Consider the following 22,326-nt stretch of genomic DNA (forward strand, 5'->3'; position numbering starts at 1 on the left):
CCTCTTACTCCTTTTCCCAACTATCGAAAATGCTCAATTCTTCTTGTGGTGTATCCTCTTGTATTTCTAAATTTTCTGTTTCGATTGATTCTGTTTGTTCTTTTTCGATTGTTGTAATAGGCTCTTTTACTGGCTTATCTTCTTTCTTTACTTCTATTGTTGTCGTAGCTTGTTTTCGGAATGGGATAATTTGCGCTTGATGTGCGGGTTCGACTGGCTCTGTTTCAGAAACATGTTCTTTCACTTCTTCACGGGAAGATAGTTTCTCTTCTAACTCATCGAATCCCGATGTCACAACAGGTTCTTCTTTGGTTAAATTGACTTTTTCGGCTTGTTGATACTTGCCTTTTCCATATAGAAACTCATCAATTTCCTTGTCGATTTCTAATCCTGCTTTCCCATTTTGTTGCTCTAAAGAATGAATCTTTGCTCTGGTCCATTCATTTGATGCATGAATTTCTTTTTCGTTTTTATAATTCGCTGCTTTTCCATTTGGTAGGTATCGGTCTAATGGTGGAACACGTATGGTACACCACACATTTTTTGCCTCACCTCTGATATAATCTTGTGTTTGAATCGCTACAACTAAGTTAGGAAGGTTTTGCAAATACTCTGTACGGAATTGCTTTTGCATGATGCCCTCTAACGTTTTCGCGGAATTATGGCCTTGCCTACATACAAAGTAATTTCCGCCCGCTTCTGTTAACATGTCTGTTAACTCTCTGTCTAGCTGTCCCGAAACTTGCTGGGTAATTACCCATAATCCAAATCCATGCTTTCGATCTTTTGCAATGATTTTTGGAAGAACGGGTACTGGCACGTCATGAGCTTCATCTATCACGCCTAAATGTAGTTTTGAACCATGCGGCCGCTGCTGAGCGATACGGTGATATTGATTACAAATGTAACCGACTGTCAGTAATGTATCTTCTTTCCCCATCCCCGCTAAATCATAAAAGATAAGGTGGCCTTCATCCATCCACTTCCGAATTTCTAAAGAAAAGCCTGTTTGCCCGTACATACGCTTTAAATACAGCGTATTACGGAAGATATCTAATCGGTTTAAAATCGCTTGTGTGCTGTCTTCTAACGCGCTTCCCACTTCATATTTCCAAAAGTGAGAGTAATATTTTTGTTCTGGCCCTTGTAAATTGGCGATTACATTTGCTCGAAACAGTTCGTCAGATATGAAGAGTGGGATACTTAAAATCGTATGAATTTGACTCTTATCACAAAGTAACGTCCCAATAATTGCCCTTAGTAATCGTTCTGTTTGTTGTGCTTGCCCTTGAATCATTAACTTAATCATTTCCATAATAGATTCAACCACTGTTTGGATATCTTCATTTGGAAAACGATGAAACAAATTCAAAGCTGGCGGATGATCTGTGTTTCGAAAACGGATAAAGTGTACCTTACTCCAATCCACTTCTTTCCCATCCTTTTCCGCTTTCAATAGTCGATTCATTGCTACGTATGCCAAATCTTCTGTCGGATCAAATAGAGACAATCCACCCGCTTCATTCGGATTTTCTAGCCATTTATCAATGACACTTTGCATCAATCTCATGGCAATGGTGCTTTTACCAGACCCAACTTTTCCCGTAATATAACCATGATTCTTGAAAAAGTCTTCTCGAATTTTTACTAATCGATCCTTGATATAGGGATGCATCACATGGCCAATTGAAATGCCTTCGGCCAATAAATCATTTGGTATCATGTTTTCCCCTTTATCTAGATACAAGATATTGCGCTCTGTCTTGCTGTTTTTATCCCCTGTTACGTTAGGTAGATGGAACAAGTTTAATAGCTCTGATCCCGTCCAGATCATTTTCCCGTATACGGGATGTGGTACAGCTGGCATGCTGCGTCGGAGCCTTCTGTATCTCAGCTCATTCACATCGGCCATAATACTTGCTACCATATGTCCTAAGTTTTTGATAACAGGTACACCAGGATAATAGTCACTTGCGAATGAAACAGATACTTGAAACGCCACTTCATTTTTGGCAAATCGTTTATTTAATGCGCGGATTTCTTCTTTTTCAAAGGCGTCTAGCCCATGCTTTTTCTTCTTCCGAATGGCCTTTTCTGCTTTTCGAATCCCTTTTGTCAGCTGATACCCGTTATCTGGTGTAAAAGCAATATCAATCCATGTCTTTTCTTCCATTGCACTTCCTAACATCGGTAATACATCACGTGTATAGCGTGCGAGTGATAATGTGGCATCTAACCGTTTTCTCTTTAATACCATCCGTCCTCCTACCGCTTTTCTTGTTGGAAATGGCATTTCTTCCTTTGAGACGGTATAAATTTCACTGTGGGTATAAGCACTTTGTATCGCTTGCACAACCTGTTTGATTTTATCTTCTGGACCACCCACATAAAAGCGAGCACGCTCATTTTCTCCCTCTGGACGATACATCATCATGCGGTACCAATCACGCCCTTTTAACAGACGTTCTAAAGGTTTTCGACCCGAACCATGTACATGCCGAATCATTTGTCCTAGCTTATCTGGTGTGACTTCATCATCTATGTGAGGGATGAATAATACGTATCGATACCGTTTCTTTTCCAAGAATAAATAGATGCCATGTAAGGCAATTCGTATAACAATTCCTAACAGGATCAATAAAGCAATCCCACGAAACACACCGACTACAGTTGGCACCAGCTTCATCAATTCTGTGAGGATTTTTTCTTTAGAAAACCAGACAAATGCAACAGCTCCTATACCTAAAAGCATTTTCCAGTTCTTTTCTATGAAGTTTTCAATTTCTTTGTCGAGCTTGCTGTGCGCCACTTCTCCACTTCCTTTCTATCCTTGAAATGGCCTTATGCAAGGGCTACTAGTTTTTCACAATGCTTTTGTGTTCGTTCTTCTGCGGCTAGTTGAATCAAGACTTGAGGTTGCATGATTTCATTTTGAGGTTGATTAATTTGATCTAAGAGTGTTTTATAATTGAAGAGTTCTTGCTTTACTTGTTCGATATCTAATTCACCATCTACCGTTACTTGTTCTTTCCAAAACATTTCCCAACATTCATGACGATTGCCATACATTTCGTTCCCCTCCCTTTTACAAGCATTTTCAAATTTTTTAAGCCTTTTATCTTCTATCATTTACTATCTCTGCCACTATATCTTTGAATCCCTCATAACCAAATATCAAAAATAATCCTAGTACAGTTCCTAATATTGTCCCTTTAATAAGCACACTGAAAAATCTATTTGACCCCTGCATAGAAATTAACAATTGACATATCCCTATACAAAATACGATTGTAAACAAATGAATTGTTGAAAACACGTATTCACATCCTTATACAAATTCAGGTTTAAATACCTTCTTCTCACAATCTACATATGCTACAATGTCACCAGCTTCATCAAATCATCTGCTTTTCCATCTTTCCATTCAAAGTATTATTGTTGTGAAACCACTGATTTACCAGTTAGAACGACTCTTTATCTTCATAACTTCAGTAATTCCGATGTTTTCATAAATAGCTCATGTATAGATTTTGTTTTTTCTTCAGCAATCGGATAAAGTGCATTTAAAATATCTTTACAGATTCCTTTGATACCTTCTAATTCTTTTTGACTCTCTAATCTATCACTTTTCCCGTTCATAAATTTTGTAGCGATTAAATCAATTCTCATTTCTAATTGTTCTAATACCTTATCTGCAACGGTCTTTTCATTTTGCATCATCATATTTCCCACTCTCGTTTTAAAGTTATTTTGTGGAGAATGCTCTTAGAAAGAGCACTCTTCACTCCTTTAAGATTTTTTATTTATAAAATTTATGAGCTTTATGATATGGGTCTAACGTGACTAAGAGAGAAGAGAAAATCATGCTCTTTCCCATTCTTCCCGTCCATTCTTCCGTACGCTTATTTGTTGGAATTGTATTTGTTGTATGTGGAACTCGACCAATATAAAACCCGCGTTTACTTCGCATATGCTTAATTGGTTTCATGAAAAACCCTCCTGTATTGTTTCATCATTCTATATTGTTAAATAGAAATATTGTATAGTTTTAAGCGATGAGTGGGTCTAATTCTAAATACACATCAAATCTGTGCAATAACTCTTCTGGGATTGCTTGAAAACTTACAAAAACTCTTACATTCAGTTCCTCTAGTTCTTCTAAAAGGTTTGTGAATCCCTCTGGATTGTTGGAATACAATCTTAATCCTTCATCTATGATAACCACATCCGATAGTTTGCATGTTTCTATTTCGGTTTGGCTTAGAAAAGAATCTTTTGATGTAAAGGTGATAATGTGAGCACCCATTTTTTCGTATTCTTTATACTCCCCCTCCCCATCTAAGACAGTCGCTTGTTGATGATCTGCCATGACAAGGGTAAGAAATTGCTTCATCAAACCTGTTTTTCCTTTTCCCGTTCCACCTCGTACCAGGATATTTCTATTTTCTTCTCCAAATACAAATTGAGGATTCATTTTATTCCCTTCATTTCCTATGACAATGGAATTTGACTTACTCATGTCATACCATTTTGGTTTTATAAATGCTGGGATTTGTGCACTTCTTCCAATAAATATTCCACACATAGCAATCTCACCTTTCCATTCGTATCAGTTTTTTATGAAGCTATTAAATCTAATTCCTCTAAATCTGTAGAAAGAATCTTAATTTCTTGTTGGTGCTCCTTGAACAGAACATGTTGGATATTTTTCCGCAACTGAAACCCATCTTCTGGTAATGCTAGCAAATACGACTTTTTGTATTTGATCCCATCCATCTGATAATGTACATCAAGTATGCACATTTGATCCCGCCCTCCCTTATCAGTTGAGAGTGTTTTAAACTTCTTGATTCTTACGTTTTCTAACTACGTAAACAGCTAGGATGCTACCAAGAACGACAAATGTAACACCAATCCATTTCCAATATGGATTTTCAGCTTTGCCGCCTGTAGTTGGTAAATGACTTTCTACTTTCTTAGGTTGTTCTTTCATCGGTTGTGGTTGTTTTACAATGTGTTGTGGTTTCTCTGGTGTTGGTACAGGTTTTTCAATGACCTGTGGTGTTTGTGGCTTCTCTGGTTGTGGTTTTGGTTGTTCTGGCTGTGGTTGTTCCGGTTGCTCTGGTTGTGGCGTTTCTGGTGTTGGTGGAACTTCTTTTTTCTGATCTGCTACAACATGTTTGATGATCTCATCATCTGTTTTAATTTCAAAAGAGAATGTTTCTTCATTAATTAAATATCCTTCTGGTGCGAATGTCTCTTTATACGTGTATTTACCAGCTGGTAATTTCTCAAACTTTGCAATGCCTTGTTCGTTTGTTTTTCCTTTCACGACTTCCTGGCCTTGCTCGTTATAGATTGTAAACTCTGCACCTGGTAACTTGTTGTTTCCATCGGCTACGTCTACTTTTGTAATTTCTAAGCTACCTTCAATCTTTTTGTTTTTTACGGTGTGTTTAATAATTTCACCATCCGTTTTAATTTCAAAAGAGAATGTTTCTTCATGTGACACATAGCCTTGTGGTGCAAGTGTTTCTTTGTATGTGTACTTTCCTGCTGGAAGTTTATCGAACTTCGCAATGCCTTCTTCGTTTGTTTTCCCTTTCACAACTTCCTGACCTTGCTCATTGTAGATCGTAAACTCTGCACCTGGTAGCTTGTTGTTTCCATCGGCTACGTCTACTTTTGTAATTTCAATTGAGCCTTTAATCTTTGTATTTTTCGCAACTAACTCAATTGTTTTTCCGTTTTCAGTAATGCTAAACGGAATCGGGTCTTTTACCAGCACATAGCCCGCTGGTGATGTTTTTTCAATGAATTGGTACTTTCCAAATGGGATATTATCAATTTTGATTAACCCGTTTTTGTCTGTCTTATGCTCACTGATTTTCTTGCCTTTTTCATCAGCTAGGATAAAAACTGCACCTTCTAATTTTGTTTTCCCATCTTCATCTACTTTTACAAGCTGTACATTTCCTTTTACTTGATCATTTTTCACTTCGAATGTAAGTGTTTGATTATGCTCTTTTACTTCAAATGGGTACTTTGTTTGATTTAATAAGTAACCTTCTAATCCTTTCGTTTCATGGAAGTAATACTTTCCAAATGGAAGAGAATTTACTTTCGCAATCCCTTCTTGATTTGTAGTTACTTTTGTGACTGCCTTTCCTTCTGGCGTAAATACTGTAAATTCAACGCCTGGGAGAATCTTGCTTGTGTCACTTACCTTTTTGATTTCAATACTGCCTTTGATTTGTACATTTTTCATTTCAATAACAGCAACTTCACCTGTTTTCACTTCAAAAGGCTTTGGCGTAGCATCTAACACATATCCAACAGGTGCTTTCACTTCTTTTACAGTGTATGTGCCAAGTTCTAAGTTGCCCATTTCAGCGATACCGTTTTTGTCAGCTGTAATCGTTCCCATAACTTGTTGATTGCTGTTTGCGATTTCAAATACTGCGCCTGGTAGTGGCTTTTGGTTTTCATCCACTTTCATCACTTTTAAGGCGCCATTTGCTTTCCAGAATACTTGTAAGTCTGTGCTTACTTGTTCTGTACTGCGCTCTAATAATACAGTTGCATCTTGAATCGTACTTGTTCCTTTATATACGATTGCATGAACATTCGTTAGATTTGAAACGACTTTTAGAGATAGTTCACTACTCTTAGAGGATTTTGGTACTTGAACACGGAACTTTTCTCCTAGTTGGAATGTTTCTTTCACTTCACCTTGTTCTGTGACAATACGTGTGCCTTGTGGTGCATTGTTCATTTGTACTTGAAATGTACCTTTTTTTGCATTTGTTTGTACGTTATATGTTGTTGTTTCAAAATATTCACCTTTTAATTGTGCTTCTTGTTTATCTGTTGGAATGACATTCATCCAGACATCTTGTGTATCCTGGCTTTGATTTGCCGCATGAATAATGTTCTTTGCTGCTTTTTCAACAGCCACATTCTTGAACTGTAATTCATCAACGGAAATCTGGCCAAGTGCATTCCAAAGAGCTAATTGCGTTGCGTAGTGGGCTTCTTGCCAATTAGAAACACCTAAACTTTCTGGTGTTTTCTGTGGGTATCCATTCATTAAGACACGATAGGATACATCATCTGTTTTGCCTGCTTCTGGTAAATCCTCTCCATTTGGGGATTTTAAACCGTATACCAGACAATACGCGATTTGACCACTGGCGTTCTTTAGTAGCTCTGTACGAACATCTTTCCCATACTGCGGACTATAGGCCCAATCCATCTGATACCTTTCACGATTGATTACCTCCGCACTTGCTTGATTCAGTGGAATCAAGCAGCTCATCACAAATAAAAGCACACTCGTAAAGAGTAGTAGTGTTTGATACGATCGTTTCAAAACCATTTTTCACAGCTCCTTTAGGATTATTCAGTTTTCAAAGGACAGAATATTTAGAATTTTATCTTTCTAAATATAGAACAATATGCTTTAGTCATAATTATTTCGTCTTTTAGCCGAATTTCATTTACAATACACTTAGTAGGAATATAAACAAGATAGATGTAATCAATAACATGAGGTTAATTCAATCTGTGATGGGTATTGCACGATAATATGTTGGTCTGAAAAGTTTCTCGATCGGAACTTCAAGGAAATCAGCCATTTTTTTGGCTTTATTGGCTTTGAGACTCCTTCTCCCAATTTCAACATCATATAATGTGCCGATCGGAATTTTAGCGCCTTTAGAAACTTCCTTAATACTTAAACCCTTGGATTCCCTGTATTCTCGTACAATGGTTTTATTTTCTGACGCTAGCATTTTTTCACCCTCCCTTCCCTTAATTACATTGTATTCGGCTTTAAGCCGAAAGTCAACATTAAACGTGTTATTTTATTATTTTTTAACATCAAACAAGTTAAAAGGAGTTGGAACCATGTTTGGACAAAGATTGAGAGAATTACGAAATAAGAAAAACATTAGTGCTACTGCGCTTGGAAAAGCACTTGGAATTGCACAAACAACTATATCGAATTGGGAAAACTCTGGATATGAACCCAATTATGAAATGTTAGTAAAAATTTCACGCTATTTTGGTGTATCTGTAGATTATTTAGTAGGAAACGATAATGACGTCAATAAAAATGAAATAAGTCGTTTAGCAAAAGAGTTATATGAGGACTTGGACGATCTTCCAGAAGATGAACGCAACGATATTGAAAAAGGGCTATTAGAATATCTAGAATTTCTAGGTTATAAATTAAAAAAAACAAAGAAATAAATTCTTTGCTTTTTTAATTAGCTTTTTGTCTAATATTAGATTTAAAGTTTCTATTTTCTTTAATATAAGTCTGTAATTTACTATGCAATTCAACATAATTACCTGTTTGTGACAATACTTTCACCAAAAAGTCATAATCAACTTGCTTACATAAATTCTTCTTTTTCATAAATTAATTACCCCTTTTACGAATTTTTTATGTACAAGTGGAACGGAACTTTATGCCACGCTAACAAGTGTTCCACTCCTTAAACGACAAATGACACTACTTTTGTAGTGTCATTTTTAACATCAATCACCCAGCTCCCCCACCAGGATCTACCATATATCGGAAAATTTTAGTGACACTTCCTTGCATCGGAAGTGCTGTTAAAGCCGCTATCGTGGCAAATAAATATAATCGTTTTGCCCATCCCTTCATATTTAACCACCTCTGAATTTATTTTAACACATTTTTTGGAAGTTCCGCATAGAACAAATCATTATTTCGTTCAAAAGCCAATAAAGCTTCTCTCATTAAGTTCATATCTTCTCTTGCTAGAGCTTGAACAAAAAGTTGAAGTGGTGTAAGAAAACCATTTTGTTTTTTAGTTTCTTCCATAAGAGAATCTGCTTTTTGTTTCATATTTTGTTTTATGTATAAATATCCCCTTTCTGTCGGATTTATAGGGTTTATATGATCTAAATTCTTTTCAAAATGAATGTTTAGAAAATCAAGTGTTGTTTGTAACATTTGTTGTTTTTTACGCATTTTTTGGTTACTTGGTGAAGTCACCAAACTTAACCCTTTGTCTAAATAATACTTAGACAATTCGTAGTCCGTTAATATATATGTCTCACCCATAATACAATAGGCTGTAGCCTTTGGAAGTAAAGATACTCTTCCATCTCTGGAAATCATATTATCACATAATTCTCTTGCTCTCTCCAATTCATTATTCCTATGAAAACATGTGGCCAATAATTCCATAGTTCTTAATTCATATGAAGATTTTAAAAATGGATTTTTCACTTTTTCAATTTCAGCCTTTAACTCATCAATATTTGCACTTACTAAATTGTAATTTCTTGAATCAAAGAAAGCGTAAATCAGAGCAAACTCCATAGGAATTTTACTTATATCCTCTGCATTTTTTTGCTTTCCCATTTCTCCCTTTACCAATTTCAAAAATTCGCGCGGGTTAAATTCATCTGCGTTTCGTAAATAAAGTAATTCATAAGCACTCGCAAATTTACGATTCAACAAATTATTTGATTGTTTTTCTTGATCAATTAAATGATTTAATAATCCTAATTCGCCACACATGTCTATATATTCAAACGCTACTCTTAAATTAACTTTCCGTTTAGCTTGGTTACAATAGTTAAACACTTCTGTCTTTCGAAAAGAATAATCATGGGGATATAACATGTTTAGTATTTCTGCATAAACAGAAAAGTCAAATTCTCTTTTACCTGAAATAGATTGATTCACTTTAGAATGGCTAATACCTAACAAATCAGCAAGCTGTCTATTTGTAATACCTCTATTAGTTAAATCCTTTTGAATTTTTTCTAAAATCATACCCCTTGTCACACCCTCTCTCATCTTTTAATATACAAATATATAAAAGGATTTATATTAAAAGAATTTTCTGTAAATATATTCTAACAGAAATTAGAAAAAGTTTCGTTCCAGTATGAAATTTTGTATATTTCTACATTGTTTTCTAAATATTCAGAAAATTTTATTCGTATTTGCTGGTAACTTCTAACTTATTACTAGTTGATATTTAAAAAAAGTATGTGTAAAATAGTTCTTAAAGATATGGATTTTAAACAAGCTAATTTTAACAAAAGCCTATTCATTAGTTTTAAACATTAATTATAAAAAAATAAAACCCCACCGCAACGTTTTTAATTGGATCAGGTCGCCAAACTCAAACCAATTAAAAACTCCAAGAGATAGGGGCTTTAATTCACACTATAGGTATATGTGTTTTTCTTTAGTATCAAACTTGATACTAAAATTATACCATAACGTATATCTATTGTGAATATAAAACCTCTGTTTTTCCTGTTTATTTGTGGTGGAAAAATAGGAGGTTTTTTTATGCTACTAAATAATTTTTTGCTAAGTACAGCAAAACGAGAATTAAGTCCACACCTGGTTCATGTTCCGCGAGGTGCTATCAATAAAACAGTACAAAAAGTAATTAAAAATATTGATATTATTCTGTTCGAACATGAAGGTAAAACCACTAAAGATTTCTTCATACAAACACCACGCCGCTATCAGGCATTGGAAGTTGTTTTATCTTACCTAGTACAAGAAGGATACTCTCAAATGAAACAAGAACAAATCAGTCAAAAATCGGGTATTTCTATACCAATCATCAACTTTATTCTGAAATGGTTAGAGGACCTTGAAGTATGCCATCAAATCAAAACAAGACGTCATGGTAAGATTGCACCATCTATTTACATATTAAGCCTCAATACCAATTATTTGAAAATTATTGAATATTTTAAGCAAAAATGGGCTTTTTCAATTGATATTTTTTCTACATTTACAAAGTTTCTATCTAAAAAACTAAGTAAAAAACAGGAGAAAGCTACAGAACAAACTGAAAAACCAACTGTGCCTACATGCCAGGGAATAGATATATTAGATTCTGTTGCTCCTATAAATGAAGAAGTAGAAGAAAAAAAGCCAAAGAATGCCCCTACTTTGGGTGAAAAGTTAGAACTAAGATTCCACGAAATGGATGGATTTATGAGTGAAGATCAAAAGAGACTTTATATATACATCTTAAGTAAAGACACAAATATTACTGAAAAAGATGCTTATACAATCGCATTGCGTATGCCGCCAGACGTAGATTGGGAAGCAAGAAAGACTTTTGAGGATTGTGTACAGATTTTTGAGGTAAACAAATCACAAGTAAGCACGCCTGCACATTTCATGAAAGTCTACACACAACAGCTAACTGCACATAGAAAGCGTAGAGATCAACAAGCAAAAGAAAATATACGAAATATGACGTTTGGTAAACCAAAAAAGAGTCTCATACCACCAATGGATTTATTCAAAAAAATGGTTGATCCGAACGCCTAAATCTCTTTTTTCAAAAAAATAATTGTTTTATAGCCTTGTTCAAAAAATTCACCACTAACAAGGCTTTTTGTCATGCCATTCTTTATTTTAATAGTTTAAACATATTATCAATCTATTATACTTTTATAAATTAAGCGTATTTCTCACAACAAATCCACTATGGATTTATACTTGAATTGAACCTGCTCTTAAATCAGTAATTAAATAAGAAGAATTCCCTAATCCCTTGTGAGAGTAAGGCGTATTGAGCAAAAATAAATCCTAATATATTTAATGGTTTTAATTTTTTTTAAAACAAGATTTAGTAATAAAAAGTATCCTATACTAGGAGTGTCTTTTTTTTATAAACTTCTACATATCATCCTAAAATTGATCTATATACGAAAATACAAATCTTCTCTTCTCTTAATATGCAAATCTGCAATATTTTAGCTGCTCAACATATTTCCGAACAAACATACTATTTATGACTAGCTTTATTCGTTTATTTTCCTACATATCATGATAGTCATTTAGCCATTATCAGTTCTAATTCTATCTAAATATACAGTAAAAATATTAATGCCTATATTATGCCAAAGTGATGCAAATGTGATGTCTATGTTATGTATACATGATGAAAATCGGCATCAGTTCGGCATGAGTGAAAATTGAGGCTAATGTACATAAACGCTAGCTTTATTTTACATACGTAAAGAAAAAGAAAAACGAAGCTCTCCTGGTAAGGGGATCTTGATTCAGCTATGAATCAGATTCCGTTGCCAGGCAGATTTTCAAAAAACTACGTAGGCGGGGCGGCGGCCATTCCCATTCCTCGCATATCGTCCTCCTTCAACATCGGCCCATCATTCGCCTTCCACTCATTCCAATACATCTATATATCCACCTATTCCACAACGCCACGCCACGCCCTGTCCAGCCAGGCCCATATGTCTCCGCATAGCCCTGCAATGTCCTGGCCCTGGAATCCCACCAAGCCCCAAAGAAAACAACTCGACCTAGAATCCCCTATTGCTTGTTTGTATGGTTCTCGTATATAATTGCGGTACACAATTTTTAGGATAAAGGAGTATATAAACATGACTTGGGAACTTTCTGTTGATGTTTTCCTTTCTGATTTGTTAAAACATGGCCGTAAATCTTCCACCGTTAAACAATACCGCTACGATCTCACACTTTTCACATCATGGATTCAGAAACACGTCAAATTACCTCCAGAATCGTTTTTTCGTTCTTTTGATACAAATATATTAGAAAGATACTTAAAAGCTCTTAAAAAGGAACGTGGGGCGTCAATTTCTAATACCAAGCGTGTACGAGGTATTCTGATTAACTTTTTACAATTTCATGGCGCGGCCCAGGATTTAAAAAGTTATGTCTCTCTTCCTGGACTAACTTCTAAACACTTTGCATCGGATCAAGAAATAAAAAAACTATTCCGCGTCATGCGTAGTTATAACGGATTAACCGACTACCAAGCAACAGGAAGAAAATTTATTCTAGAACGTAATCTTTTATTAATTCATTTCATGTTAGATTATGGGCTATCTATCCAGGACATTCTTACGCTTTCTATGCATGACATACACTTTGGGACGAATACCATTACCCCAGGAGGGATGCACGCCTACAAACGATCTATTACCCTTTCAAAAGAGCACGTAAAACTTGCCTTATCCTATTACAATAAGATTCCTAATTTGGTTAGGCCGCGCCAACAAATGGGCGATCCCTTCTTTGTGGCGTTTGATTTCGGCCCGCAAACGTTCCGCTGGGATTATGAAAAAGATCAACCCGCCGCTTTAACTCGAATCGCTGTACAACGCATGTTACAGAAAGAAGCGAAACGCGCTGAAATTCATATAACGCCTACTATGCTACGGAACCGTTTTATATTAAATGCCCTACAGAATGGCATGAAACCCATTGAAATCAAAGCATTTTTAGGATTAAAAAGCGTTGAGGCCCTGCATAGATACGTTCAATTTTGGAATAAACGCCAATAAAATACCATAAAAAGTGTAAAACCTCTCAAAAGATTTCGCACCAAAAACATATAAAAATTACAACTTATAAGATTGAATTAAAAAAGTATTCCATCTGCAAAAAGCCGGAGATTTTGCTGGTGTAGACTCCATCGGGACTCACACCATGCGTAAAACCTCCGGCTATTGGTTCTATAAAGGTTAACATTGCCTATCCCCCGAAGGATGGGCAATGTTAATCTAAATTTATACTATTTTTCCTTCTTATTCTCAAGAAACATAGCATCAAATTCATTTTCAGGAACAAGAACTACTTTACCGTTCTCAGCAGATAATCCCACATATCCCTCAGATATTTGATCAATTTCAATGTACAAATCTTTTAATTTTACAATCAAACTATCAATATCATATCGACCTCTTCCATAATTAAAAACATAGGTTGTAACTTCGTCATCATCTTCATAGCTTGAACCAAAAAATTCAACAACTTCTTTAACAGCAGACTCATAAAAATCATTCGACATAGTTTCAAATTCATCTACTAAATTACCACTGTATTTCCTGATTTTTTCATTTATTGTCTCATTCTTTACTTTATGCAGTTTACACAAATCTCTAGATAACTTATCTAAACCACCGATAGTCCTAATGCCAGCAAGTAATAACTTCATATGTTCATCTGTTTTTAATTGATCTATAAGCTCCAAACGTTTTTGAAGTTCCATAATCTCACTCCTATGTATATTCTTTTAATCAATTATATAACAAAAACATGAATAAAATTTCCAAAAACATTCTAAAAACAGTGGGTACAGGTTGTCCCTTTAAACTAGGGGGCTGTGTAGTAAAAGAACAAGAACGGCAATAAGACTTAATCGAGTTATCAAAAATCAAGGTTTTTGATAATGATAAAAACTGTGTTAAATAAAGCTTGGATACGTTAATACCACGTTATCAAAACTATTATCATAATCAAATATTACTAGGAGAAGATGATTAAAAAAGCATCCAGTATTGAATGCACGAAAAACAAAAGCAGCCCTGCTCCAATCAAAACCAGGGCCTTTCTATGCTATTCAAAACACTAAAAACAATTTAATTATGTAAGAATCAATCAAAGTCAATACAAATGAATACAAGTAAATACGAATCAATACGAAAAACACTTGTATTTTAATGATTTTTATAGATTTTCACTAATAATTTTGTATTGACTTGTGTTTAATTGTATTAATTTGCGCGTAATTGTATTGACTTTTTAAAAGAGTTTAGCATATAATGGAATTAAGTTAATCGATAAAAAATAATCTTTAGGAGGTTTTTATATATGGTAATTCTTAAAGCTGGTGCGGACGCGGGAAACAGTGGTTTAAAGTTAAATGTATTAGGTCTTGATCCTTTATTCATACCAAGTATTTATTCACATCACATTGGAGAAGCAACAAACATTTTGAGTGATGAGGATATTTCTGTTGAAGATTTAGAAAACAACATTGATGTTACAATTTCATCACCTACCTTAAAAGCAAACAATCTGCGTTACATTATTGGTCAAAAAGTGATTGATGAAAACATTAAAGGTATTGAAATGGAAAAGAAATCGGATAAATCGAAAGATGATCTTGTGCTACTTGTTACATTAGCTGGTTTAGCAATTACAGCAATGAAAAAACAACCAAGTAAAAATAAAATTGATGTTACTTATGATCTTTCTGTTGCATTACCTGTCGCAACAATTACGCCTCAAACAGCACAAGAATTTGTAGAGCGTTATATGAATCATCATACGGTGAAATTCCATCACCCAAGTGGACGTGAAGTAGTAGTTAATATCCAAATTGAATTTTGCAAGTGTTTACCAGAAGGTGCGGCGGGTTCATGGGGAATCGTTTATGATGAAAAAGGTAAAACCATCAAAAGAAAAGTAGAAACTACAGAAGACAAAACTACAGAAATAGACTTTGTTGACAAAACAATATTATCTTTCGATATTGGCGCTGGTACGACAGAAGAAGTTGTTTCTCATGGTGTTAGTTTTAAACATAAAATGAGTCGTGGTTTACCATATGGAGTGAAAGAAACTTTACTTGATATCATCAAGGTTTGGAACTTAAACAATAAACAAAAGACAATAGACAGTATTGCTGAATTTAATGCAATTTATCTTGATTCTGAACATCCTCGTCATATTCGTTTAAAAGAGGCATCACGCGGCGCATTATTAGGTTTAGCAAATCGAATTGCAACTGATATTATTAATAAAATTGATGATATGAAAGATGATCCGTATGTATTCATTTATGGTGGCGGTGCCGCAATCGTAAAAGAAAGCCTACAGCAAATTTTAGAGCAAAAAGGACGTTTAACAAATGTCATTTTCCTAAAAGACCCACTTTTCGTAAATGCACGCGGATTACTTGTGTACACATGCTCTCCAAGATTTGAAGAATTAAAAGAAAAAGCGCTTGCTCCTGTCGGTGAAAAATAATGGCTCGTAAAATATACAAAGCTGGTGATAGAGCAAATGTCTATATTAAGAAAGACATTTCACCAGACATGATCGATTTTATTAACAAACAAAGTGATCTTACAATGTTCTTTTTGTATGCGGCACAACAACTTCATAAACAAATTGGTAATGTAGATGTAGCGGAAATTTTACCACGTAAATATACATTTGCACTGGATAACGAAATACAACCTTTACCAATCAAACATGATGAAGGTTCAAAAACTGTTCATACACCTGTTTCGAATCAAGCTCATATCGAAACAAGTCAAGAAATAACGAATCCTGGGGAATCCAATGATGAAGAAGAAAATACATCGTGGAATAAACTGAATGATTTAGAAGATGATCCATATGCATAATGCAAAGAAAGAGTTGTTCTTTTATAAGAGCAACTCTTTTTTTATTAGGATTATCTTTGTATTGATTTGAAAGCTATGAAGATTATTAAAGAAAATACTTACAAAGACTTGATTAAACAAAGATTACACTTCAAAATTGGAATTGAACGACCTTTGAGCGAGGGAGGATAAACATATGAATGATACAACATCACAAGAACGCGCTTACTGGACACATGAAGTATCTGAAAAACTACAAATATCTGATAGCACTTTAAAGCGCTGGGCGAATGAACTAGAAGTGAGCGGGTATAAATTCGCAAAAGGTGCAAATGACAGTCGTGCATTTACCGCTCAAGATATACAAGCATTAGAAAAGTATAGGTATTTGACCAAAAAACAAAAAGTAAAAAAAGAAGAGGCCGCAACAGCTGTTGTAGAAGAGTTTAAAGAAAAAACGAGCGATCGGGCGCCCCCCGCTCATCAAGAAAATGAGCTAACTTTAACTAGCTCACAAGTCGCTCAAACTTTAGAAACTTTCATGAGACAACTTCAAGAGCAAGAGAAAACGAATCAACAAATTCTCCAAGAATTACAGTCTGCTAACGAGTTAAATAAAACTCTGTTATTGCAATATGAACAATTGAAACGAGATTTTGATGAAATGCGTGAATCACAAAAACTTATAGCGTCCACCCAAGAGCAAAAACAAGGATTCTGGTCTAGGCTCTTTTCAAAAAATAAAGACGCATGATGAAAAACTACATCATGCGTCTTTATTTTTGTTCCACTACACAAATTATTTTTCTTCAAAACTAAATTCTAATTTGCTGTTTGCAATTTAAATCTTTTTTTATATTTTCTTGCATGTAAATGTCAAAATGTTTTTGGAAGCCGCCTTGCAAAGATTTGTTGTATGATGCCTAAGTCAAATCTTTGCATTATATGTATACCAGATTCCAAGCATAAAATTAATAAAATCGTTCGTCTGATTGCTCTATGAATTTATGAAATTCTAATCGGAAATTTAAGTTTTTAAAATAATGGGTAGAATATTTTCTGAAATATATGTCCAAACTTGTAAATAAATTAACAAGTTTAGGAGATGTGTTATATGTTTTTTAAAGATAATAAGACTCTTTTTAAAAAATGGCTAGATCGTCATGGGATTGAGCAAAAAGAGATACTGAAAGCTACAAAAATATCTAGCGCAACTTTAACAAAGGCTTGTCGCGACAAAACGTATATCCCAACACCCCTTGTAATGAAAAAGCTCTTGAAAGCTATTAGAAAAATAGACCCCTACGCACAACCACATGACTTTTGGAAAATGTAAATAGGCACAAGAACTATTCCCCTTGTGCCTTTGCTTTATCCGTACTGTTTTTGTAGATCGCTCCAGGATCGGCCATACATGCGAGAATGCCTTTTTGTTAGAAAGCTATTATCATATTTTGGTTTAACCGGTGGCGCCATTTTACAAATGAACGATGGTTGCATTTCTCCACCAGCTCTTACACTGATAATTGCGTGATGTGCTGGTATTTTATATGCTTGTTCTAGTGAAATTGTATCCTCAAATCGATGCTTAGATAATTCAAATGTCTTTGTATGATCGTTCATAAATAAGAATTGCTGTACGCCGCCACCTTGTAAATTCTCTTGTAATGACGGTTTCAATTTGTTCCAATGGTGAAATGCATAGATGCTTCCTAGTCTCTCTTTTCTGCCCTCTGTACCCACTCTACCCATCAATTTAGTTAATCCTTCACTTTCATATTGCTCGGGTTCATTAAAAATGATAAACGCCCCATTTTCTTGCTCTTTTTTAGTCATTAATAACCTGGTCATGAAGGTTTTTAGTGTGATCCAGTGAACCAGGGTTTTTACTGCATATTCCCCCAATCCCCTAGCATTTGGAACCCTTAAAATAATAACTTTTCCTTCTTGCATCCATTTACCAAAATCAAGTTCTTTCAATGGGTCTTGTGCAAAGATATCATACAATCTTTCATTCCCAAAAAAGCGGTTTAATCTTGTTATGATGGGATCACACTTATTCCCTAATTGTTCATTATCTCCCCACTGTATCAGCTCATTCGCAAGACGCAAATTCCCTTCATTTACTAATTCTTGAATACGATTTACCCGAAAGTCCTCATCTTCTATAATACGTTTAATATTAAATAGACTTCCTTTACTTGCTTTGGCCGCATCCGTTAAATATTTTTCACTTCGGCTTAATCCTTCAATTTGCATGAAATCAATCATTTCATCCGCAAATCTTGAAGCACCGTTCCGCCCTAGCTTTGTAATTACTTCTGTTAAATCTAGAGGTGGGATATAATCACTGTCGTTAAAATCCAGATCAATAATGTTTTCTGGTGGTAATGCATCACGAATCCCGTCTGCCATACCTCGCCCACCTTCTTCTACAATTGCATCTGGTATGATAAAACTAATCTTATGTTTTGTATTTCCCTCAATAACAAAATTCTTAATTGCTGTATCTTTACCAGCACCCTGTCCTCCTATAAAGACGTAACCTCTATAAAAATTATCTGGATTATCTATTGGCATATAGATTGGTATTTTTTGATCTTTCAATTCCGAATGTCCTAAGAATATTCCTTTCTCATCCCGCATAATCGCTGGTATCTCAATTTCAACTTTCTTTTTTACACTCAATGCATCTGCATATTTTCGTTGCAACTCTTTTACAGGCATTTGCAAAGCTAATTTGCTCATTTCATCGGTACTCATCAAATTTACATTCGGATCAAACTTTGTCTTGCTTGATAGTTCGAATGTATTTAATTCCTGTAATATTTCTGTTTGGCGTTTTCTCATTCTTATTTTTACGCCATGTAGTTCATTCGTTTCTGATAAATCCATCATAGAAAGCGCTAAGGTTTCCCCCATTGTCTCCCTGGTTAACCGATCATGGGAATGTGAGGCCACCCGTATACGCGTTTTAAAAACAGGCTGATTTCCTTTGTCATAACTCACACGATTTGTTCCAACTTCATCAGCGGTTGTATGTGCCTTTTTAATGATGTGCTCTTTGCTAAATTTTTTATCTGATTTAAAAAAAGCGTTCGAGAACGCCTGGAATGTATCAGTTAATAAATCATTTATTTCATTAATAACAGCCGCAACACCAATTTTAGCCCCTGTTACAAGTCGTTTGCCGCTCATATTAACCCGTTGGGGTGGTTTCCCCTTCTTTAACTTTTCAATGGCCCAGGAAGCGTTTTTCACCCATTTCTGACGGTTTTCCGCTTCATTACAAATACTCAATCGGCAAATGTCTCCATCATAACTTAGTTCATCAATAACACTTAAAATATTACCAATAGGCGTTTTTGTATCGTTGCTATTTGTATTTACGGAAAAGATGTCATGTTTCAAATATCGCATTTCTTGTACGATTGTATTTTCATTAGAAATTTGCAAATCTGATATTTCCGCTTCCTTAATTGTCACACTCATTTTGTTCTCTAGTTTTCTTTTAAGCTTTAATGCTTGATATTCGCTAGTTGCTACATAAAATTCAATTTTCTTCTGGCCCTTTTCCTGTTTGAAAACAACATCAAACCAGAAATAGTCCTTTTCACGATAATGAAATGTAATCCCTTTTCTTTCTATACGACTTCCTATACTTTCGTACATTTCATACATCTTATGGATCGCCCGCCATAAACGCTTTGTATTATTAGATACATCCGCATGAGGAATAATCCGATATACAACCATTTTATTTTTTTCTACTTGTAAAAATTGTTTTAAAGAATATATCTCTTTTCTTTTAAACCAAGATTTTTTTATTTTCTTAGGTTCATATAATACTGGCAAATATTCATTTTGTGCCAAAACAGGAAGGTTTGTATTTTCTTTATCGCATATAATAAAGCCTTCTCCCTGTATCATTTTTAGGCCCCTCCTAATATACATATTGCTAAGATAAGTCCGCCTGCAAAATAGGCAAGCGGCTTTATCATTCCGCCTTTGTTTGTCATTGAACCTATCATGATAAATCCAGCTGTCACCAATGCACCATATCCCATAATATCGGGCAAATTTAGAATAAACCAGTGACCTAATTCGCTTACTATATCAATCATAAATTCACCAATTGGCTTAAAAATCCATTCCATTTCCTTCCCTACAATAGCATCACTAAAATTATTTAATTGATCTAGAAAAGAACCCTCTTTTGCCTTTTCTCCAATATACCCAGCTGTATTAGCCGCAATCATTTGTCCACCTTCTAAAATGAATTTCATAAAACTCACTCCTTCATTTTCTTTGGTCTTCCGTGAGTTTTCCTTTCTTTCCAGGTTTCTTTAGGTTCTAATTTAGGTGTATTTAACGCTTTATATAAATCCCATCCCTCCCATACTCGACGATAAATAAATTGAGCATCTTTTCTTCCTTCTAATTCGCAAATTTGGGTTATTGTTAACACTTCCCCTTTATATTCGTACTTTTTAACTTTTCTATTGTTGTTATTTTGAATCTTTCTGGTTGCCCAGATACAATTTTCTGGCGTGTAATCTCCATTAACATCTACTCTTTCTAATGTTGTATTTTCCTCTCCATATTTTTCAACGTGTTTTAGATAATTTTCATACATATCCTTAACGAAATTTGAAGAATCATTTTTCCATTCATCACAAACGCTGATCCCTCTCCCTCCATAGTTTGGATATGATTTGCATTTTTTGTTATAACAGAGCATCTTCATATGCATGTATATGTTATAAAATCTTGTTCCAGTTAAGCCGTGTTTCTTTCTAATTTCCCCCACCACGAACACCTCTTTTTTCAATTTGTATTCGTGATTAAAATAGCACTGGAGATTAAATAGCGTCAAATAGTCTTCAAAAAATTCCGAATATCAACGCTATGTCTTGCTAAGACATAACCACAACATGCACCAATTAAAATTTCTATTGCCTTTGTACGATGACCCAACGCCCAGGCCGCACCCGAAAAGATAATAACTAAAACTACGCCCGCATCAAATCCGTTCATAATTGCACTATGAACATTGCCAAATGTCCCGTTAACTCCCGCGGCAAATGTTACCTTTGGAAGTATTAATACCAATGAACTCCCTGTAGCGGTAAAAACCTTTTTAAGTACGTTCTTACAATTTGTTTCTTTATGTGCTTTCTTTTTATAACTTTGGTCCATAAACGAGCGAAAAGAAATCGTTTCTGTCTTAGTCATGATGCAACACCCCTCGTATAATTTTAAAAGAACTACACATACTACTTATAAATGAAAAGTAGGAGGTCTAACGATATGCATGTTGCAATTGCTGTCGCTGTAGGCGCGATTATTGGATCACTTGTTAATGTTTTTGTTGGGTAAAAATACAGGCAGTGAGCTTTTTGAAGGCTCCTGTCTTTTTGTTTGCGCCTTAATTTGTTCAATACGTGCCGCGGCACTTAATTTCTTCTTTCCTGTTACAATCTGTTCGTCTTGTCGAATTGATGAAGGTGCTTGTTTTCTATCCTCTTCGCATGTTATTTTTTTATGTTTATCGGGTATATCGTTCCAGATCAATTTCTTTACATAACCCGAAAAATTTTTACGCTTTACATGTTGTAACATGATTCTATCTTTTTCATTCTTCTTATTGAATGCTACAGGTTTACTAAACTTTGATCTTTCCATTCTGTTCACCCTCCCCGATGTGACCGATAATATCGGTATTACTAAATCGTATTCCTTGCTGTTTGTACGTTATTCACCTTTTTATACAAAAAATCTCTCTTCTTTTTTATTTAATCGATATAAGCGGTAATATCACTCTTCCCATAAAAAAATGGCCCGTTTAGACCACATTTTCAATTATTAGCTATCAGCGTGCTTTACGCTATTAGCTATATGCAAACAATATGAAACTTGTGCAAGTACAAAACAAAAAAGAACCTCCACTCAAATTGAAGGTGACAACAACCTCAAAACAGCGGAATTAATTTTAGGAATTTCTATTCAAACATCGCTACGCTTTCTCTATGTGAAAATACTCTCGACTCTCTATGGAGAACAGCCGAGATACGAGTAAAACGAAGTCATAGTAGCACTTTTACCAAAAATTGCATAAAAAGTTCAATAATGTAGAAG

24 protein-coding genes are annotated in these 22,326 nt (G+C 34.8%); 7 read left to right on the forward strand and 17 right to left on the reverse strand.

Annotated elements, in window-relative coordinates:
- Window positions 1–4: 4 nt before the first annotated feature.
- From MHH27_RS30740 to MHH27_RS30775, 8 genes are all read right to left on the reverse strand, one after another.
- The gene (locus tag MHH27_RS30740; protein WP_340945660.1) at window positions 5–2,809 is read right to left on the reverse strand and encodes an ATP-binding protein; all 2,805 of its coding nucleotides are present in this window, start codon (window positions 2,807–2,809) and stop codon (window positions 5–7) included.
- 32 nt (window positions 2,810–2,841) lie between these two features.
- Window positions 2,842–3,069: a hypothetical protein gene (locus MHH27_RS30745; protein ID WP_098398204.1), complete on the reverse strand. Its 228-nt coding sequence runs from the start codon at window positions 3,067–3,069 to the stop codon at window positions 2,842–2,844.
- A 411-nt stretch (window positions 3,070–3,480) separates the two neighbouring features.
- Window positions 3,481–3,723 carry a hypothetical protein gene (locus tag MHH27_RS30750; protein ID WP_255290125.1) on the reverse strand — a complete coding sequence of 81 codons (243 nt, stop codon included), beginning with the start codon at window positions 3,721–3,723 and terminating at the stop codon, window positions 3,481–3,483.
- Window positions 3,724–3,799: 76 nt separating this feature from the next.
- Entirely contained in the window at window positions 3,800–3,988 is a 189-nt protein-coding gene (locus tag MHH27_RS30755) for a hypothetical protein (protein WP_098398189.1), read from the reverse strand.
- A 60-nt stretch (window positions 3,989–4,048) separates the two neighbouring features.
- Window positions 4,049–4,585 carry a type IV secretion system DNA-binding domain-containing protein gene (locus tag MHH27_RS30760; protein ID WP_098398190.1) on the reverse strand — a complete coding sequence of 179 codons (537 nt, stop codon included), beginning with the start codon at window positions 4,583–4,585 and terminating at the stop codon, window positions 4,049–4,051.
- Window positions 4,586–4,617: 32 nt separating this feature from the next.
- Window positions 4,618–4,803: a hypothetical protein gene (locus MHH27_RS30765; protein WP_340945666.1), complete on the reverse strand. Its 186-nt coding sequence runs from the start codon at window positions 4,801–4,803 to the stop codon at window positions 4,618–4,620.
- Window positions 4,804–4,837: 34 nt separating this feature from the next.
- A complete protein-coding gene (locus tag MHH27_RS30770; protein WP_340945669.1) occupies window positions 4,838–7,378 on the reverse strand; it encodes a SpaA isopeptide-forming pilin-related protein in 2,541 nt (846 codons plus the stop codon).
- 181 nt (window positions 7,379–7,559) lie between these two features.
- A complete protein-coding gene (locus MHH27_RS30775) occupies window positions 7,560–7,793 on the reverse strand; it encodes a helix-turn-helix domain-containing protein (RefSeq protein ID WP_000881124.1) in 234 nt (77 codons plus the stop codon).
- A 115-nt stretch (window positions 7,794–7,908) separates the two neighbouring features.
- On the opposite strand from MHH27_RS30775, the gene MHH27_RS30780 reads away from it, so the two are divergent.
- A complete protein-coding gene (locus MHH27_RS30780) occupies window positions 7,909–8,253 on the forward strand; it encodes a helix-turn-helix domain-containing protein (RefSeq protein WP_006917309.1) in 345 nt (114 codons plus the stop codon).
- Window positions 8,254–8,266: 13 nt separating this feature from the next.
- On the opposite strand, the gene MHH27_RS30785 is transcribed toward MHH27_RS30780, so the two are convergent.
- The 3 genes from MHH27_RS30785 to MHH27_RS30795 all read right to left on the reverse strand — a co-directional run bounded on the left by MHH27_RS30785 (window position 8,267) and on the right by MHH27_RS30795 (window position 9,817).
- Window positions 8,267–8,422 (reverse strand): hypothetical protein, encoded by a 156-nt coding sequence (locus MHH27_RS30785; protein WP_000728845.1) that lies wholly within the window; start codon window positions 8,420–8,422, stop codon window positions 8,267–8,269.
- Between the two features lie 126 nt (window positions 8,423–8,548).
- The gene (locus tag MHH27_RS30790) at window positions 8,549–8,674 is read right to left on the reverse strand and encodes a hypothetical protein (RefSeq protein WP_340945673.1); all 126 of its coding nucleotides are present in this window, start codon (window positions 8,672–8,674) and stop codon (window positions 8,549–8,551) included.
- Window positions 8,675–8,692: 18 nt separating this feature from the next.
- Entirely contained in the window at window positions 8,693–9,817 is a 1,125-nt protein-coding gene (locus tag MHH27_RS30795) for an AimR family lysis-lysogeny pheromone receptor (protein WP_340945676.1), read from the reverse strand.
- Window positions 9,818–10,345: 528 nt separating this feature from the next.
- Here MHH27_RS30795 and MHH27_RS30800 point away from each other — a divergent pair.
- Complete coding sequence (locus tag MHH27_RS30800; protein WP_340945679.1) at window positions 10,346–11,350, forward strand: Replicase RepFR55; 1,005 nt, start codon at window positions 10,346–10,348, stop codon at window positions 11,348–11,350.
- Window positions 11,351–12,429: 1,079 nt separating this feature from the next.
- Window positions 12,430–13,356 carry a tyrosine-type recombinase/integrase gene (locus tag MHH27_RS30805; RefSeq protein ID WP_340945682.1) on the forward strand — a complete coding sequence of 309 codons (927 nt, stop codon included), beginning with the start codon at window positions 12,430–12,432 and terminating at the stop codon, window positions 13,354–13,356.
- 230 nt (window positions 13,357–13,586) lie between these two features.
- Here MHH27_RS30805 and MHH27_RS30815 read toward each other — a convergent pair whose 3' ends face one another.
- Window positions 13,587–14,063: a hypothetical protein gene (locus tag MHH27_RS30815; protein WP_130068785.1), complete on the reverse strand. Its 477-nt coding sequence runs from the start codon at window positions 14,061–14,063 to the stop codon at window positions 13,587–13,589.
- A 602-nt stretch (window positions 14,064–14,665) separates the two neighbouring features.
- Between MHH27_RS30815 and MHH27_RS30820 the strand changes: the two genes are divergently transcribed.
- The 4 genes from MHH27_RS30820 to MHH27_RS30835 all read left to right on the forward strand — a co-directional run bounded on the left by MHH27_RS30820 (window position 14,666) and on the right by MHH27_RS30835 (window position 17,524).
- A complete protein-coding gene (locus tag MHH27_RS30820) occupies window positions 14,666–15,826 on the forward strand; it encodes a ParM/StbA family protein (RefSeq protein WP_086387843.1) in 1,161 nt (386 codons plus the stop codon).
- Window positions 15,826–16,209 (forward strand): hypothetical protein, encoded by a 384-nt coding sequence (locus MHH27_RS30825; protein WP_098502002.1) that lies wholly within the window; start codon window positions 15,826–15,828, stop codon window positions 16,207–16,209. Before MHH27_RS30820 ends, MHH27_RS30825 begins: the two co-directional genes overlap by 1 nt.
- 175 nt (window positions 16,210–16,384) lie before the next feature.
- Entirely contained in the window at window positions 16,385–16,942 is a 558-nt protein-coding gene (locus MHH27_RS30830) for a MerR family transcriptional regulator (RefSeq protein ID WP_340945694.1), read from the forward strand.
- Window positions 16,943–17,302: 360 nt separating this feature from the next.
- A complete protein-coding gene (locus MHH27_RS30835; protein ID WP_000465161.1) occupies window positions 17,303–17,524 on the forward strand; it encodes a helix-turn-helix transcriptional regulator in 222 nt (73 codons plus the stop codon).
- 35 nt (window positions 17,525–17,559) lie between these two features.
- Here the strand turns inward: MHH27_RS30835 and MHH27_RS30840 are convergent, their stop codons facing one another.
- The 5 genes from MHH27_RS30840 to MHH27_RS30860 form a co-directional block, all read right to left on the reverse strand.
- Window positions 17,560–20,118 carry an ATP-binding protein gene (locus tag MHH27_RS30840; protein ID WP_340945696.1) on the reverse strand — a complete coding sequence of 853 codons (2,559 nt, stop codon included), beginning with the start codon at window positions 20,116–20,118 and terminating at the stop codon, window positions 17,560–17,562.
- 2 nt (window positions 20,119–20,120) lie between these two features.
- Window positions 20,121–20,474: a hypothetical protein gene (locus tag MHH27_RS30845; protein WP_340945784.1), complete on the reverse strand. Its 354-nt coding sequence runs from the start codon at window positions 20,472–20,474 to the stop codon at window positions 20,121–20,123.
- 5 nt (window positions 20,475–20,479) lie between these two features.
- A complete protein-coding gene (locus MHH27_RS30850; protein WP_340945698.1) occupies window positions 20,480–20,998 on the reverse strand; it encodes a hypothetical protein in 519 nt (172 codons plus the stop codon).
- A 62-nt stretch (window positions 20,999–21,060) separates the two neighbouring features.
- Window positions 21,061–21,423 carry a glycosyltransferase gene (locus tag MHH27_RS30855; protein ID WP_340945701.1) on the reverse strand — a complete coding sequence of 121 codons (363 nt, stop codon included), beginning with the start codon at window positions 21,421–21,423 and terminating at the stop codon, window positions 21,061–21,063.
- 117 nt (window positions 21,424–21,540) lie between these two features.
- A complete protein-coding gene (locus MHH27_RS30860) occupies window positions 21,541–21,873 on the reverse strand; it encodes a hypothetical protein (protein WP_340945702.1) in 333 nt (110 codons plus the stop codon).
- Window positions 21,874–22,326: the final 453 nt, after the last annotated feature.

This window comes from Bacillus sp. FSL L8-0152, assembly GCF_038006365.1.
GTDB classification, from domain to species: Bacteria; Bacillota; Bacilli; order Bacillales; family Bacillaceae_G; genus Bacillus_A; species Bacillus_A cereus.